Annotated in this window: 14 protein-coding genes; 8 read left to right on the forward strand and 6 right to left on the reverse strand. The window is 72.6% G+C overall.

Annotated elements, in window-relative coordinates:
* Positions 1-69 precede the first annotated feature (69 nt).
* Positions 70-2088: a bifunctional glycosyltransferase 87/phosphatase PAP2 family protein gene (locus OCT49_RS09195; protein ID WP_283855728.1), complete on the reverse strand. Its 2019-nt coding sequence runs from the start codon at positions 2086-2088 to the stop codon at positions 70-72.
* Positions 2089-2553: 465 nt separating this feature from the next.
* On the opposite strand from OCT49_RS09195, the gene OCT49_RS09200 reads away from it, so the two are divergent.
* Both OCT49_RS09200 and OCT49_RS09205 read left to right on the forward strand, forming a co-directional pair.
* Positions 2554-3618, forward strand: a complete 1065-nt coding sequence (locus OCT49_RS09200; protein ID WP_283855729.1) for a DUF2330 domain-containing protein — start codon at positions 2554-2556, stop codon at positions 3616-3618.
* A 68-nt stretch (positions 3619-3686) separates the two neighbouring features.
* Positions 3687-4235, forward strand: coding sequence for a GNAT family N-acetyltransferase (locus OCT49_RS09205; protein WP_283851400.1), 549 nt, complete (start codon positions 3687-3689; stop codon positions 4233-4235).
* 80 nt (positions 4236-4315) lie between these two features.
* On the opposite strand, the gene OCT49_RS09210 is transcribed toward OCT49_RS09205, so the two are convergent.
* On the reverse strand, positions 4316-6403 hold the full coding sequence (locus tag OCT49_RS09210; protein ID WP_283851401.1) for an MFS transporter: 2088 nt from the start codon (positions 6401-6403) through the stop codon (positions 4316-4318).
* A gap of 197 nt (positions 6404-6600) precedes the next feature.
* Between OCT49_RS09210 and OCT49_RS09215 the strand changes: the two genes are divergently transcribed.
* Positions 6601-7842, forward strand: a complete 1242-nt coding sequence (locus OCT49_RS09215) for a peptidoglycan-binding protein (RefSeq protein ID WP_283851402.1) — start codon at positions 6601-6603, stop codon at positions 7840-7842.
* Between the two features lie 234 nt (positions 7843-8076).
* Positions 8077-8739 (forward strand): HAD-IA family hydrolase, encoded by a 663-nt coding sequence (locus tag OCT49_RS09220; protein ID WP_283851403.1) that lies wholly within the window; start codon positions 8077-8079, stop codon positions 8737-8739.
* 116 nt (positions 8740-8855) lie between these two features.
* Here OCT49_RS09220 and OCT49_RS09225 read toward each other — a convergent pair whose 3' ends face one another.
* Positions 8856-9593: an ABC transporter permease gene (locus OCT49_RS09225; protein ID WP_283851404.1), complete on the reverse strand. Its 738-nt coding sequence runs from the start codon at positions 9591-9593 to the stop codon at positions 8856-8858.
* A 279-nt stretch (positions 9594-9872) separates the two neighbouring features.
* Here OCT49_RS09225 and OCT49_RS09230 point away from each other — a divergent pair, with 279 nt between their 5' ends.
* From OCT49_RS09230 to OCT49_RS09240, 3 genes are all read left to right on the forward strand, one after another.
* Positions 9873-10517, forward strand: coding sequence for an HNH endonuclease family protein (locus tag OCT49_RS09230; protein ID WP_283851405.1), 645 nt, complete (start codon positions 9873-9875; stop codon positions 10515-10517).
* A gap of 934 nt (positions 10518-11451) precedes the next feature.
* Positions 11452-11898, forward strand: a complete 447-nt coding sequence (locus OCT49_RS09235) for a DoxX family protein (protein WP_283851406.1) — start codon at positions 11452-11454, stop codon at positions 11896-11898.
* A 508-nt stretch (positions 11899-12406) separates the two neighbouring features.
* Positions 12407-13078 carry a DedA family protein gene (locus tag OCT49_RS09240; protein ID WP_283851407.1) on the forward strand — a complete coding sequence of 224 codons (672 nt, stop codon included), beginning with the start codon at positions 12407-12409 and terminating at the stop codon, positions 13076-13078.
* Here the strand turns inward: OCT49_RS09240 and OCT49_RS09245 are convergent.
* From OCT49_RS09245 to OCT49_RS09255, 3 genes are all read right to left on the reverse strand, one after another.
* Complete coding sequence (locus tag OCT49_RS09245) at positions 13065-13289, reverse strand: DUF2277 domain-containing protein (RefSeq protein ID WP_283851408.1); 225 nt, start codon at positions 13287-13289, stop codon at positions 13065-13067. The two genes, OCT49_RS09240 and OCT49_RS09245, sit on opposite strands and share 14 nt — an antisense overlap.
* A gap of 110 nt (positions 13290-13399) precedes the next feature.
* A complete protein-coding gene (locus tag OCT49_RS09250; protein ID WP_283851409.1) occupies positions 13400-13834 on the reverse strand; it encodes a DUF7144 family membrane protein in 435 nt (144 codons plus the stop codon).
* Positions 13835-14048: 214 nt separating this feature from the next.
* The gene (locus tag OCT49_RS09255; protein ID WP_283851410.1) at positions 14049-14711 is read right to left on the reverse strand and encodes a hypothetical protein; all 663 of its coding nucleotides are present in this window, start codon (positions 14709-14711) and stop codon (positions 14049-14051) included.
* 278 nt (positions 14712-14989) lie between these two features.
* On the opposite strand from OCT49_RS09255, the gene OCT49_RS40055 reads away from it, so the two are divergent.
* The gene (locus tag OCT49_RS40055) at positions 14990-15064 is read left to right on the forward strand and encodes a 50S ribosomal protein bL37 (protein WP_015034725.1); all 75 of its coding nucleotides are present in this window, start codon (positions 14990-14992) and stop codon (positions 15062-15064) included.
* Positions 15065-15615 lie beyond the last annotated feature (551 nt).

Raw genomic sequence — 15615 nt, forward strand, 5'->3', positions numbered from 1 at the left:
ATCCACGCCGAAGGGGTGTCAGAACGATGCGTTCGTCCTGACACCCCTTCGGCCCTTCGTGGATTCCACTCAGCTCCGTCTGCCTGCCCCCGCGTCGGCTGTCGCGTCCGCCGTCGCCGGTCCCGGTGCCGGGACCGATGCCGTCCGACCCGTCGCGCCCGGTGCACCCCGCTCCTCCAGTTCGTTCCGCGGTGCGTCCTGCCCCGCTTCCGCCGCTGCCCGCGGCCCCGACAGGACGTGGGTCAGCCCGAAGCCGAGCGAGACCACGACCGCGCCTCCCACCGCGTCCAGCACCCAGTGGTTGGCCGTGGCGACGATCGCGGAGACCGTGAACAGCGGGTGCAGCAGCCCCAACGCCTTCATCCACGCCTTCGGGGCCAGCACGACGACGATCACGCCGCACCAGAGCGACCAGCCGAAGTGCAGCGAGGGCATCGCCGCGTACTGGTTGGTCATCGAGGTCAGCGTTCCGTAGTCCGGCTTCGCGAAGTCCTGGACACCGTTCACCGTGTCGATGAAGCCGAGACCCGGCATCAGGCGCGGCGGGGCGAGCGGGTAGAGCCAGAAGCCGAGCAGGGCGAGAACGGTGGCGAAACCGATCGCGCTGCGGGCCCAGCGATAGTCCGCGGGGCGCCGCACGTGGAGCACACCGAGGATCGTCAGCGGCACGATGAAGTGGAACGTCGTGTAGTAGTGGTCGAAGAAGTCCCTCAGCCAGCCGATCTTCACGACCGCGTGGTTGATCCCGTGTTCGATGTCGATGTGCAGCCACTGCTCGAGGGCGTGGATCCGGCGGCCGTGGCGTTCGGCGGTGCCGCGACCGGCCGTCGCCGCGAGCCTGACGTGCGAGTACGCGGAGTACACGACCCTGATCAGGAGCAGTTCCAGCAGCAGGTTGGGCCGGCTGGACACCCGCCGCCGGAACGGCAGCAGCGGAATCCGGCTCCACCGGGCGGGGGCGGGGGCCGCGTACCGGGTGGGGACCGGGTGCTGCCAGTGCTCCGAGGCGCGCGGCAGGAACGGCACCGCGCAGGCCGCGGCGATCGCGGCGAGCAGCAGTACGTTGTCGCGCAGGGGGAAGAGGGCCGCCATGTTCGGCAGCAGCGTCTTTCCCGGCAAGGTGATGACGAGGACCACGACCACGGGCCAGACCGGCCGGTCGGCGGCCCGCCCGCCGACCCGTCCGACCGCGGCGAGCAGCACCCACAGCAGCTGGTGCTGCCAGGCGGTCGGTGAGACGGCGACGGCGACGCAGCCGGTCACGGCGACGGCGAGCAGCAGCTGCCCGTCCCGCGCGTACCGCACGGCGCGGCGCAGCCCGACCCGGCAGACGGCGCCCGCCAGCACCACGAGCAGCGCGATTTCGAGCGGGCCCGTGAGCCCGAACCGGAGCAGCGCGCCGTGCATGGACTGGTTGGCCAGGTCGGCCGCGTCGTCGCCGAGCCCGGCCCCCGCGACGTGGTGCACCCAGTACGTCCACGAATCGCCCGGCAGCACGGCCCAGGTCAGCGCCGTGCAGACGACGAACGTGCCGCCGCCGGCCCTCGCCGCCCGGCGGCGCCCGGTGAACCACAGCAGGGCGGCGAAGAGCAGCACGGTCGGCTGGAGCGCCGCCGCCAGACCGATCAGCACACCCGGGGCGCGTTCCCCGCGGACCACGAAGAAACCCAGCAGCACCAGCAGGACCGGCAGGATGCTGGTCTGCCCCAGGTGCAGCGCGTTGCGGACCGGCAGGGAGAGCATCAGCAGACTGATCGCGACGGGGGCGGCCAGCAGGGCGGTGCGGCGGGAGACCGGCCCCGGCAGGGCACGGGCCACGACGACGCCCAGGACCGCGACGAGCAGCAGCGAACCGAAGGTCCAGACGACGCCCAGGCTCTGTTCCGCGGTTCTGGCCAGGGGCTTCAGAACCAGCCCGGCGAACGGGGTGCCGGTGAACCGGTCGCTGTCGTAGAGCGATCCCGGCAGGCGCAGGACGCCGTTCTCCCCGATCCAGATCTCCAGGCCGGTGAGCCGTTCGCCCGGCGGCCGTCTCAGCACCCCCGCCATCTGCCGTACAGCCAGTGCCGCCACGACCAGCCAGAGCAGGGCTCGAACCGCCCCGGTACCCGCCGCCGTTCCCGTACCCGTCGCCGTCGCCGCGCCTGTGCGCACACCCTGCTCCGCATTCGCCACGCTGCGCCGATCCTCCCGCCGGTCCTGTGCCCGCCGCTCGACCCGGGCGCGCTGTGAAACCTTCGCATTACCGCATGAGATAGACCCAATCCGCCTTCTCTTCATCTGCCCGCCATGCCGCTTTTATTCGAAATAACTTCCACATGCTTGGACATGCGACCGATATCAACACCGGGCCCGGAACCGGAATCTGAACGGGAACCGGCACCCGCACCGGCACCGGTACCGGAACCGGAATCACCTCTCGCACGTCCTCACCCGTGTTCGTCGGCGTACGGGGGAGGAAAGCGGCGCATGCAGGTGCGGGGCTCGGAGGGGAAGCCGCGTCCGCGGGGCGGACGGCGCGCATGGGCGGTGCGGGCACTGTCGTTGCTGTTGTTGCTGGTGTCGCTGCAGCTCGGCTCGCTGATCGACCCGGCGTACGCGTGCGGCTGCGGGGCGATGGTCCCGAGGGACGAGAGCCGGGTCTCGGTCGACCGGGAGACGTCGGTGGTGGCCTGGGACGGCCGTACCGAGCAGATCGTCATGCGTCTCACGGTCCGGGGCGACTCCCCCGAGGCCGCCTGGATCATGCCGGTGCCGCACCGTGCGAGCGTGGAGCTCGGCGACCCGGACCTCTTCTCCGAACTCTCCGCCCTCACCGCCCCGGTGTACGAGGATCGGCACTACTTCTGGCCGCGCTCCGACGACTGGCCGTTCGACTCCTCGACCGGTGACAGGGCCGGGGCGCCCGCCGCCGGGGCCCCGGCGGTCTCGGTGGTCGGCCGGGAGCGGCTCGGCCCGTTCGACGTGGCACGACTGGCGGCGACCGACCCCGAGGCGCTCCAGAACTGGCTGGAGGACAACGGGTTCGAGCTCCCCGACCGGCTGGCGACGGCGCTGGAGCCCTATGTCGAGCAGAAGTGGGAGTACGTCGCGGTGCGGCTCGCTCCCCGCGAGAAGGGAAAGCCGCTCACCGGCAGCCTCGAACCGCTGCGACTGCGCTTCGCCAGCGATCGGCTGGTCTACCCGATGCGCTTGTCGAAGCTCGCCCCGACGCCGCAGGAACTGGACCTGTACGTCCTCGCCGCGCACCGGATGGAGCCGATCGGCCCGATCGGCGGCGACGCGCCGGAGGTCACGTACGCGGGCCGGATCGACCCCGCGTCGGAGCCCGGCGGCGCGGACGCGCTGGCCGCGATGACCGGCGGGAAGCCGGTGTTCCTCACCGCGATCGAGCAGTCGTTCCCGCGCCCGGAGCGGATCGACGGCGACCACGAGCTGCGCGCGGCCGACGCCGACACCCCGTACCGGACCGTGGTGTACACGGACCGGCTGCTGACCGTGGCCGGCATCCCCGCCTGGGTGCTGGCGCTGCTCGGGGTCGTACTGGCGGCGGTCGTCGTGGCGGTGCTGCTGGTGCGACGGTCCCGGGGGCGGCGGCCGGTGGCGCCACTGGGGTGAGGACGGGCCGGCCGGGCGAACCGGGAATTCGTTCGCCCGCTTGATCGCGCGCGCCCAGAATGACCGGCATGACTGGCACCACCGGTACGACCGGCACAACTGGCCCGACCAGCACGACCGACCCAGCCGGCCCGACCTGGACCTCGGCCCCCGAGGCGTTCGACTCGCCGGACTCCGCGCTGCTGCGGCGCGACTACTACGACGAGGTCGCCAGCCGCTACTGGGGGCGGCCCGCGACCGCCGAGGAGATCGACGAGGGGCTCACCGACGACGGTGCCGAACTGCTCGTACCGCCCACCGGCGAGTTCGTCGTCGGCCGGTTCGGGGGCAGGCCCGCCGCCTGCGCCGGTCTGCTGGTGGTGGACGCCGGCGTCGCGGAACTGACCCGGGTGTTCGTGCGCCCCGAGTACCGCGGCACGGGCGGCGGCGCGCTGCTCATGGCGGCGGTCGAGGACGCGGCGCGCGCCCTCGGCGTACGCACGCTCAGGCTCGACACCCGCAGCGACCTGGTCGAGGCCCGGGGGCTCTACGCCAAGCACGGCTACCGGGAGGTCCCGGCGTTCCACCGGCGGCAGTACGCGGAGCACTGGTTCTCGAAGGACCTGCCGGAGCTGTAGGAGCCCCGGCCGTACGGTCCGACGTACGGCTTCGACGCGCGGTCCCCCGGGTGATCCAGTGCGCGGGCCGGCGGACGGTCCTATGTGCGGTCCGATGTACGGCCCGGTCCCGTTCGAGCCGCGTGGTCCCGTTGCGGTTCGGGGCCGTGCGGCCGTTCCCTGCTCGACCCGCTCATCTCGGAGGTCAGTTCCGCCACGAGATCGACCAGGTCGGACGGGCAGTCCGGCCCCCACCAGTCGCCCAGCAGCTCGGCCATCGACGCCTCCCGGGCCTCCGCGAGCCTCACCACCACCTCCTCGCCGGCCTCGGTGAGCACCAGTTGCACGCCCTCGCGCCGGACCAGTCCGCGTTCCTCCAGCTGGCGCACGGCCTCGTTGATCGCCCGTAGCGGCACGGGGGTGGTGTCGGCGAGCACGGCGGGTTCGACCGTGCCGTGCCGTTTGACGCGCAGCAGCATCCAGCTCGCCGCGGGCAGCAGGTCGTAACCCGCCCGCTCGGTGATCTTCACGTAGATCTCGCGGCGGCCCTCGCGGGTGGCGAGCACCGACAGGGCGCGGGCGCATTCGTCGTAGGAGGACCGCTCGACCGGGTTCGACGCCAGGGTCTCGGTGGAGTCGGGGGCGGTCACCGAGCCGCGCAGCTTGTCCTCCTTGAGGAACCAGGCGAAGACGAAGGCGATCAGCACGACGGGGGCCGCGTACAGGAACACGTCCGTGATCGAGGTCGAGTACGCGTGGAGCACCTCCGGCCGCAGGGCGGGCGGCAGCTGTCCGATGGCGCGCGGGTCGGCGGCCAGCCCTTCCGCGTCGGCCCCGGGTGGCAGCGGCCGGCCGGCGAGCGCGGCGGTCAGTTCGTCGGTGAGCCGGTTGGTGAAGACCGTGCCGAAGACGGCGACGCCGAACGAGGCGCCGATGGAACGGAAGAAGGTGGCCCCGGAGGTGGCGACGCCGAGGTCCTGGTACGTGACGGCGTTCTGCGCGACCAGCACCAGGACCTGCATCACCAGGCCGAGCCCGGCACCGAAGACGAAGAAGTAGGCGCTCATCTGCCAGGTGCCGCTGGTCTCGGTGAGCCGGTGCAGGAGCAGGAGCCCGATCACGGTGATGCCGGTGCCCGCGATCGGGAAGACCTTCCAGCGGCCGGTGCGGCTGACGACCTGCCCGGAGGCGGTGGAGGTGAGGAGCAGACCGAACACCATCGGGAGCATGTGCACGCCGGACATCGTCGGCGTGATCCCGTGCACCACCTGGAGGAAGGTCGGCAGGTAGGTCATCGCGCCGAACATCGCGAACCCGACGACGAAGCTGATGACGGCGACGAGCGAGAAGGTCCTGATCCGGAAGAGCTTCGGCGGGAGGACCGGTTCGGCCGCGCGGCGCTCCACGCCCACGAAGGCGACCAGCAGCAGCACGCTCAGGACGGTGAGGCCGATGATCTGCGCAGAGCCCCAGGCCCAGGTGGTGCCGCCGAGCGAGGCGACGAGGACGAGGCAGGTGGCGACGGAGGCGATGAGGAAGGTGCCGAGGTAGTCGATGGTGTGCTTCGTGCGGTGGACCGGGATGTGCAGCGCGGCGGCGATCACCAGGAGCGCCACGACACCGATCGGCAGGTTGATGTAGAAGACCCACCGCCAGCTGAGGTGCTCGGTGAAGAACCCGCCGAGGAGCGGTCCCAGGACGCTCGTGGTGCCGAAGACCGCACCGAACAGCCCCTGGTACTTGCCCCGCTCGCGGGGGGCGACGAGGTCGCCGACGATCGCCATCGAGAGCACCATGAGTCCGCCGCCGCCGAGGCCCTGAAGGGCCCGGAAGCCGATGAGCTGCGGCATGTTCTGGGCGACGCCGCAGAGCGCCGAGCCGATGAGGAAGATGACGATCGCGGTCTGGAAGAGCTTCTTGCGCCCGTACTGGTCGCCGAGCTTGCCCCAGAGCGGGGTCGCGGCGGTCGAGGCCAGCAGGTAGGCGGTGACCACCCAGGAGAGGTGCTCCAGTCCGCCGAGATCGCTGACGATGGTCGGCAGCGCGGTCGAGACGATGGTCTGGTCGAGTGCGGCCAGCAGCATGCCGAGGAGCAGCGCGCCGATGGCCACGAGGACCGACCGCGTGGAGCGGCCCTCACCGGGTATCGGGGCGGGGGCCGGGGTCGGGGGGCTCGATTGCTGGGCCATGGAACGTCTCCTCGGGTCCGCTACATCCCCATCCTGGACGTTCCGCCCCGTTATGGCCTGCCGAAGCGGTGACGACCGCTCTCCGGACGGTGTCGTGTTTCGCCCTGGTGCCAGGTGTCGCATTTCGGTACGGCATTGGGCATCCCGGCTGCGGATTGCATAATCGCAGGGCATTCGACGGGGAGGGGCCCACCACGATGACCGGACACATATGCCCGGAGTGCGGTACGGACGACGGACCGGGCGGAAGCCCCGAGGCCGGCCGGGGGGCCGCCCCGGGCACCGGCTGCATCTGCGGACGGCGGACGCCCGAGCGGTACGGGCCGACGCCCGGAGCAACCTCTGGAGCAACCCCCGGGACGACGTCCGAGCGGTACGAGGCGCAGTACCGGGCCGCCGAGCGGCAGCGGGCCGAGCGGTCGGCGGCCGAGGAGGCGGAGAGGGCGGCGGCGGAGGACTTCGACCCGCTGCGCATACGGCCGTACGTGACACTGGGGAACGACCCGTCGCCGGCCGCCCCCGAGGAGCCCCGGGGCCCGCGCGAGCCGCATGGACCCGGACCCTGCGAGGAAGCGGACGCGACGATGCCGCTCCGGCTGGGCCCGGTGGCGGGGCCGGTGACAGGTCCAGGGGCGGGTGCGACGACGGGTCCGGTGACAGGTCCGGGGGCGGGTCCGGCGACGGGCCCCATGGCAGGTCCGTCATCGGCCGCCGCCGGTTCGTCCGGGATGTCCGACACCACGGCCCTCGACTCGCCCTTCGTACCCCCTTCCGCGCTTTCCGCGTCCGCCCCCACCGCCCCGGTCACCACCGGCGCGCACTCCGAGGAGGCCGGCCGGCGGCGCAGCCCCTTCGCGGTGGCCGCGATGGGCGCGGTCGCGATCGCCGTGGTGGGCACGGCGACCTTCGCGAGCGGGCTCCTCGGCGGCGGCAGCGGGGACACCGACCGCGAACAGGCCCTGCCGAGCACGGTGGCGAGCCTTCCCGAGGCGACCCTCCCGCCGGAGGAGTCGGCACCGGCCCCCGCGCCGGCCCCGCCCTCCTCCGCACCGGCCCCCGCGACGCCGTCCGCCCCGGCCCCGTCGAGCGCCTCGCCGTCCCCTTCCGCGTCCACCACCGCCTCCCGGCCGCCCACCGCCCCGTCCACCACGCCCTCGAAGTCCGCGAACCCCACGGCCACGGACACCCCGCCCCCCTCACTGACCGGAGCCACGCTGCGCCGCGGCGACCAGGGGCCCGCGGTGACCGAGCTGCAACACCGCCTGGCCGAGCTCCGGCTCTACGCCGATGCGGCCGACGGCACCTACACGGACCGGGTCGAGTACGCCGTGAACATCTACCAGCGGCACAAGCCGGTCAAGGGCGACCCTCCGGGGGTGTACGGCCCCCACACGCGCCGCGCCCTGGAGGCGGACACGACGGGCCGGGGGAACTCCTGACGCCTCGACCCTGACTCCGGCCCTGGTCCCGGCCCCGGCCCCGGTCCCGGCATCCCGGTCCGGGAGGGATTGGCTTTCCCCGACAGGTTTTTGTATCGTGATGGAACAAAGTAGCCTCCGCCCGCCACCCCTGACCGGCGGGCGAGGCTGCTTGCCCCTTCTTCCCTCCCAGCTTCTCCGCGTTTCCGCACCTCGTTTCCGCGTTCGCGCATCCCCGCACCCTGGAGCCCGCCCATGCCGGCCACCGTCCTCACCGCCCGCGCCCTCCTCCTCGACATGGACGGCACCCTGGTGAACTCCGACGCCGTGGTGGAGCGCTGCTGGCGGCGCTGGGCGCTGCGCGAGGGGCTGGACCCGGAGGCGGTACTGAAGGTGGTCCACGGGCGGCAGGGCTACGCCACGATGGCGGTGCTCCTCCCGGACCGCCCGATGGAGCAGAACCACGCGGACAACCGCGCCATGCTCGCCGAGGAGACCGCCGACACCGACGGCGTCGTCCCGGTCGGCGGTGCGCCCGCCTTCATGGACGCGATCGCCGCGCTCCCGCACGCCCTGGTCACCTCGGCCGACGCGGCCCTGGCCCGGACCCGGATGAACGCGGCCGGCCTGCGCATCCCGGCCGTCCGCGTCACCGCCGAGAACGTGGGCGCCAGCAAGCCGGACCCCGAGGGCTTCCTCAAGGGAGCGGCCGAACTGGGCTTCGCCCCGGCGGACTGCGTCGTCCTCGAGGACTCGGAGGCGGGCATCGCGGCCGGCCGTGCGGCGGGCATGCGCGTCCTCGGCGTCGGCCCGCGCGCCGCGACCCTCTCCCCCGACGTCCATGTCGAGGACCTGACGCAGATACGGGTGGAGGCGGCGGCCGACGGATCGATCCGCCTGCACATCGACGCGCGATAACCCGCCCCGGACCGCGCCCGCGCACCACCACCGCGGGCCGGGCCCGTCGGCCGCGCCGACTTCCGCCCCGGTGCCCGACCCTCCACCGCGCCCCGCTCCACCCCGCCCCGGCGGGCTCACTCCTCCCGGTGCAGCCGCCCCCGCGCCACCAGTTCGAGCACCGTCGCGACGGCCGCCGCCTGCACGGCCATCAACGCCACCAGTACGAACAGCTGCACCGCCCCCGCCTGCACCGGTGAGGCGCCGCCGAGCAGCATGCCCACGAAGGCTCCTGGCAGGGTGACGAGCCCCACCGTCCGGGTCTGATCGAGCCCCGGCAGCAGCGCGTCCGACGCCGCGGGCCGGGCGATCTCCAGCCGCGCGTCCCGGTCGAGCAGCCCGAGCGCCATGCCCGCCTCCACCTCGCCGCGCCGGCCCGTCAGCTCGTCCAGCGCCCGCCTCCCACCGAGCACGGTCGCGGTCAGCGCGCCGCCGATCAGGATGCCGGTCACCGGGATCAGGGCGATGCCCCGGACCGGGAGCAGTCCGGTGAGCAGCAGCAGGGCGACCACGGGCACGACCCCCACCGCGATCGGCAGGGCCGCCCACCACCAGGTGCGGTTGCGGGTGATCCGGCGCCCCGCGGTCCGTACCGCCACGGCGTACATCAGTGCCACGAACGCGAGCAGCGGCGGCAGCGCGTGGACCACCCAGCCGATCAGCAGGGAGACCGCGGCGAGTTGGACCGCCGCCCGCAGCCCGGCCAGCAGGATCTCGCGCGACCGGCCGAGCGAGGCCAGGGCCGCGACCCCGGCAGCCGCCGCGAGCAGCAGGGCGAGAACCACCCCGAGCGTGACATCGACCGGTAGCAGCACCCCACAACCCTACGGCCGGCCCGCGCCGGACCGCCGTCGCGAACCGGCCTTCACAACCGTCCGCCTGGCGTCGCGTCAGCCCGCCGGACGGTACGTGCGCCCGCGCAGATGTGGACGTACGCCCCTCTGCTCCAACCAGGTTGGCCAGAACCCTTGATGTGACGTGCCCATGTCGCCACCCTGTTACCTGGTGCCCACCCCACGGAAACCTGGCGCCGTCACGATGACCGGGCCCCACCGGTCACCCGTCCAAGTTCCCCCCACATCAAGGGAGTTCGCATGTCAGGTGTCTACGCGCGTCGTCTCGCCGTCGTCGCCGCATCCGCCGCCTTCGCCGCAACCTCCGCACTGCTCACCGCCCCCACCGCCCAGGCGGCCATGCCCACTCCGGTCTCCGCCTCGACCGCCCGCTCGTACCTCGGCGACCTGACCGTCTCCCCCGAGGGTTCGTCCTCCGGCTACAGCCGCGACAAGTTCCCCCACTGGATCACCCAGTCGGGCACCTGCAACACCCGTGAGGTCGTGCTCGAACGCGACGGCACGAACGTGGAGCAGAGTTCCAGCTGCGCGGCCGTCAGCGGCAACTGGTACTCGGAGTACGACGGTGCCACCTGGACCGCCGCGTCCGACCTGGACATCGACCACATGGTCCCGCTCGCCGAGGCCTGGCGGTCGGGCGCCAGCAGCTGGACCACCGCCCGACGGCAGGCGTTCGCCAACGACCTGACGCGTCCGCAGCTCATCGCGGTCACGGACAACGTCAACCAGTCCAAGGGCGACAAGGACCCGGCCGACTGGCTGCCCCCGCGCACCTCGTACCTGTGCACGTACGCGCGGGCCTGGGTGCACGTGAAGCACTACTACGACCTGAAGGTCGACTCGGCGGAGAAGAGCGCCCTGCAGGGCATCCTCAACAACTGCTGACCCGGGCGACGGAGACGAGGACACACGCCGTCGTCCTCACCGCCCTCGCCGCACCGGCGGGAGGCCGCCGCCCCGGCCCCACCCGTACGGAGCCGCGCACCCCGCGCGGCTCCGTACGCGCGTGCGCGCAGAACCCCGTACGCGCCTCTGTGACTCCGTACACGCATGCATGCGCGCGGGACGCGGAGCGCTCCCATGACGCCCGGCGGCGCCGGATACGACCCCCGAGAACACGGAGTGTTTTCGGCCGAGTACGGCGACGCGTGGTGGACACGCGAGGCGCCGGCACCCCGTCGCCCGGCCGCGGTCGGCGCCCGACGCCGGAAACACGGCCCGGAACCACGCGCGGGCCCCGCCGCACCCCGAGCCCGACCGGTCGGTGACGCCCGGCCCCGCCGGCACCCCCGCACCGGAGCGCCCCGGCCCCCACGCACCCCGGCGGCGGTATGTGCACCGGCGGGCGATGTGCTCCCCCGCGGCCGTCCCGGCGCCGACGGCCCCCTTTCGCGACGCCCGGCCGCGCTCCGCGTCCCCCATCGCGCGGCTGACCTGCCCCCGCCCGCCCGCGAACCGCCCCCGGCGCACCCCGGACCGGATTCCGCTTCGCCCCGCCCCGGCACATCGGCGATCCGACGCCCCGAAGCCGGTCCGCCGCACCCCGATCGCACCCCGGCCGCACCCGCCCCGCGCCCCGGCCGCCGGACCATGACATTCCTCACCGGTGGCCGGAAAGTTACGCCGCCATTGGTTCAGGCCAAGCCGTCACACCAAGGACCGCAGATGAAGGCGGTAGCACCTCACGGGCTGGCCGACGAGCACATGACGATTTTCGGCCACTTGCAGGATGTTGAAGTTGCAAGCATTGGTGAGGTTTCCCTAATCTGTGCCACTCAATCGGTTCACGTCCCCACCAGACCGAAGGAGCACGCCCCCCATGAACGCACGCCTGAACCAGGCTCAGCCCTATGTCCTCTGCCTGTTCCGAATAGTCATCGGCCTGCTCTTCGCCTGCCACGGCGCCTCGTCGCTCTTCGGCCTCTTCGGCGGCACCCACTCGGTGTCCGTCGGCACCTGGCCCGGCTGGTACGCGGCGGTCATCCAGCTCGTCGGCGGCATCCTGGTGATGCTCGGCCTCGGCACCCGCGTCGCGGCCCTGATCGCCTCCGGCTCCATGGCGTACGCCTATTTCAAGGTCCACCAGCCCGAGGCGCTGCTCCCGATCGAGAACAACGGCGAGCCCGCCGCCATCTTCTGCTGGGCGTTCTTCCTGCTGATCTTCACCGGCCCCGGCGCCCTGGCCCTGGACCAGCTGTTCAGCCGGCGCGGTGCGGAGAGCGGCAACGCCGAGGCCCGCGAAAAGACCTCGGCCGTCACGGTCTGATCCGCCCGGGGCCCCTCCCGCCCACAGGGACCGGGCCCCCGCCCACAGGGACCGGGCCCCCGCCCACAGGGACCGGGGCCCGCCCCGGGACCGACGGGCAAGCCAGTCGCCGCCCCTCGTGAACCGGCTCCACCCGCGGCTGACCGGCCCGTCGCAGGCCGCTCCCCTTCCCTGCGACCGCCACCCCCGTCGGACCCCGTCACCGGGACCGCCGCAGGACCCGCCCCGGGGTCGCCTCAGAACCCGCCGAGGGCCCGGCGGAAGGATTGACCGAAGGCCCGGCAGAAGGACTGGCCGAAGACTCGGCAGAAGGACCCGTTCCTCACGTACATCCGGATATGCGCCCGGAACCGAGGCTTCCCATTTACGGGTGTACGTGAGGTTCCCAACATCATCCGTATTTTATCGATCACCGGATAAACGGCAGGCGTACGCTGTGCAGCCGACCCTGCCGCTCCTGCCGCTCCCCCGCGACGTCGCGGCGTTGTTCCGAATCGGGGAGTAGTAGGTGCTTGAGAGTGTGGGTGCGCTGACCGGCAGCCCATGGATCTACGTCGTGGTGGCCCTCTCGGTGCTCCTGGACGTCTTTCTGCCCGTACTGCCCAGCGGCGTGCTGGTGATCACCGCCGCCACGGCCGCCGCCGCCGGTTCGACGACGGTCGCGGGCGCCGCCTCCGCGGCGGGCGCGGCCGAGCAGGTGCCCCAGGTGCCCTCGCTCCTCGCCCTGATCCTCTGCGCGGCCAGTGCCTCGGTGCTCGGCGACCTCGTCGCGTACCGGCTGGCCTGGCGCGGCGGGGCGCGCCTGGACCGGGCCATCGCCCGCTCCCGCCGTCTCACGTCCGCGCAGGAACGCCTCGGCACGGCCCTCTCCCGCGGCGGCATCCTCGTCATCATCGCCCGCTTCGCCCCGGCCGGACGCTCGGTGGTCTCCCTGGGCGCGGGCGCCGCGCATCGCGACGTCAAGGAATTCCTGCCCTGGTCGGCCCTGGCCGGGGTGGCCTGGGCTGGTTACAGCGTGGGCCTCGGCTACTTCGGCGGCCAGTGGCTCGGCGCGACCTGGGTGGCCACGGGCATATCCGTCCTCGCCCTGTTCATGGCGGGCGCCCTGGCCGCGTACCTCATGCGCCGACCGGTCACGGAAGCCGCCGCGGCCGCCCCGGCGACCACTACGACGCCCTGACGCCGCCCCGTATCTCCAATCCGTCCAGGAGTCCGGCGGTCGCCCTGGCGATCTCGTCGACGGCCCGGTCGAAGACCTCCTGGTTGTGCGCGGCCGGGGCGCGGAAGCCGGACACCTTGCGCACGAACTGCAGGGCGGCGGCGCGGATCTCCTCCTCGGTGGCTTCCTCGGGGAGGGCGGGCGGGCGAAGGGTCTTGATGCTTCGGCACATGCCCCCAGTGTGAACCGGACCACTGACAACGCCCCGCCGTCCCACCGATCCACCCCCGGCCCGCCCACCGATCCACCCGCCCGATCCAGCCGCCCGATCAGCCTCCGTCCTCAGACGATCACCTTCGAACGGTCCGTGCACAGGGCCCAGATCACGAACGTGTCGATGGCGATCGAGATGACCGCCCAGACCGGGTGGTACGGCAGCCAGACGAAGTTGACGATCAGGTTGATGGCGGCGATCACCACACCCGTGGCGCGGGCCCAGAGGGCACCCCTGAGAATGCCCCAGCCGACGAATCCGAGCACGATGCCGACCACGAGATGGATCCATCCCCAGGCGGCCACGCTGAATTCGAACGTGTAACTCCCGATGCGCGTGTAGACCTCGTCGGAGGCGATACCGGCGATGCCCTTGATCACCCCGAAGGCACCGTCCACGAGGAGCAGGACACCGGCGAACATGGTGCCTCCGGCCGCCCAGGGGTTGCTGTCCTCCGGGGCTGCGGGACCGACCTGACCGGGCGTGGGCGCCGAGTGAGCCATGGGAACCTCCTTGGCCGTGACGGGACGGCGAACAGAACCGACCCTGCGCGGCTCCCTCCCCCGCGACCACCCGGGCACCCCCATGCGGGTGAGCCCCCGAACGCCCGGCACCGCCCTCCCGCGCCCGCCCTCGAACACCGCCCCCGCCGACGCCGCCGCGCGCCCGCCCCGGAGCTCAGCCCTCCCAGCGCGACCGCCCCTCCCGGAACGTGCCCTACGACGACGGCAGTCGCGTCACCTTCGAGACCCGGCAGGTCATCCTGCCCGGGACCTTCCCCAGCCCCTGGGCCTTCTCCACCGCCTTCTGCCCGGCCGCCAGATCGGTCGCGGCCGCCAGCCCCGAGGCCCGGCGGGTGCCCTCCCCGTCCACGAACTCCACGGACACGATGTAGGACGCCTGGTCCTCGGAGCGGTTCACGATCTCCACGTCCGCGTCGGGCCACTCGGTCAACGAGTCGATCGCGCACCTGGTGATCCGCACGTCGCCCGTGCCGTCCGTACCTTCCCGGGCGGGCGGCTCCGCGGAGGCGTCGGACGCGTCGTCCGGCGCGGGCGTGCCCTCCCCCTCCTTCGCCGGCGTCCTGCCGTCCGACGCCTCGGCCACCGGCCGCTTCGAGTCGCCCGACGGCGAGTCGTCGCTGCCCAGGACCGCGATCAGCACACCGAGCGCCAGCAGGGCGGCCGTACCGCCCACCACGGAGAGCGTGACGATCAGCCCGGTCCGGGACTTCTTCGGCGGCTGCGGGTAGCCGTACCCGCCGGGGCCGGGCTGCGGCCAGTGCTGATACGGCGCCCCCTGCGAAGGGTCCGGGGCGGACGGGAACGGCGGCGAGGGCGGCTGCTGCCCCGGCTGTGGCGGCGGGTAGCCGTACGACATGGATGATCCCCCCCCCTGGGACAGGGCCTGTTCGAACGGAGATACGTTACGGCCAGGCCCGGCCCGCCCTTCGAGCAGGGGGAGAAACAAGAGAGTGCGGGGTAAAGAGAGAGGGAGCCGACACCCGCACCCGCCCCGCACCCGCCCCGCAGTCACATCGCCCTCACCCTCACCGTCACCGTCGTCGCCGTCACCGTTGCCGTCACCGCTGATGCGGTGGACACAGGCCGAACCTAAACTGGCGTGAACACGAAGATCCCGGACAAGGGAGACACGTCATGGCCAAGCGCGGAAACAAGCGACGCGCCCGCAAGAAGAAGAACGCCAACCACGGCAAGCGTCCCAACGCCTGAGCCGAACCCCTGAGCCCCCGAACTCCCGAACCACCGAGCCCTCGAACCCCCGAGCCCCCGAATCGCTCTGCGCCCCTCCCGCACCGTGCGGGAGGGGCGCGGCTTCCGCGCGCACCGGTACGGATGTCCCGGTCCGGCCCGATCAAACCCCTACTTTTCCCTACGTACAACACCCCGTCGCCGTCCTGTAATCGGACCGGGGGGTCAAGGGTGCGAACCTCGCGTCCACCCGCGCGAGTGCGGTGTGGGATCACTTCCGTACATCGGTGGGCCGCGTGCTCACAGGGTTCCTACTGTCAGCGGTATTGCTCGACGACCGCAACGGGGGGTTACCCGTGACGATGACAACCAAGGCGTACGAGGTCGACCGGCAGGACCTCGTACGCGCCCCACGGCCGGGGACCGGGGCCGTCCTTCCGGCCCGTGGACCCGTCCGCCGCACGCCCGGACCGTGCACACCACCGCCGGTACCGGGCCGAACAGCCGTGACCGCACCCGACATCGGCCCCGGGGTCACCACCGGGGGCAGCGCCGGGGTCCGGCCCGAGCCG

It is taken from the genome of Streptomyces sp. ML-6 (assembly GCF_030116705.1).
Classification (GTDB): Bacteria; Actinomycetota; Actinomycetes; order Streptomycetales; family Streptomycetaceae; genus Streptomyces.

Excerpts from the sequence above, each read along its gene's own strand:
- OCT49_RS09210 (WP_283851401.1), bottom strand. The coding sequence starts at position 6,403 with ATGGCCCAGCAATCGAGCCCCCCGACCCCGGCCCCCGCCCCGATACCC.
- OCT49_RS09215 (WP_283851402.1), top strand. The coding sequence starts at position 6,601 with ATGACCGGACACATATGCCCGGAGTGCGGTACGGACGACGGACCGGGC.
- OCT49_RS09230 (WP_283851405.1), top strand. The coding sequence starts at position 9,873 with ATGTCAGGTGTCTACGCGCGTCGTCTCGCCGTCGTCGCCGCATCCGCC.
- OCT49_RS09220 (WP_283851403.1), top strand. The coding sequence starts at position 8,077 with ATGCCGGCCACCGTCCTCACCGCCCGCGCCCTCCTCCTCGACATGGAC.
- OCT49_RS09235 (WP_283851406.1), top strand. The coding sequence starts at position 11,452 with ATGAACGCACGCCTGAACCAGGCTCAGCCCTATGTCCTCTGCCTGTTC.
- OCT49_RS09205 (WP_283851400.1), top strand. The coding sequence starts at position 3,687 with ATGACTGGCACCACCGGTACGACCGGCACAACTGGCCCGACCAGCACG.
- OCT49_RS09245 (WP_283851408.1), bottom strand. The coding sequence starts at position 13,289 with ATGTGCCGAAGCATCAAGACCCTTCGCCCGCCCGCCCTCCCCGAGGAA.
- OCT49_RS09255 (WP_283851410.1), bottom strand. The coding sequence starts at position 14,711 with ATGTCGTACGGCTACCCGCCGCCACAGCCGGGGCAGCAGCCGCCCTCG.
- OCT49_RS09250 (WP_283851409.1), bottom strand. The coding sequence starts at position 13,834 with ATGGCTCACTCGGCGCCCACGCCCGGTCAGGTCGGTCCCGCAGCCCCG.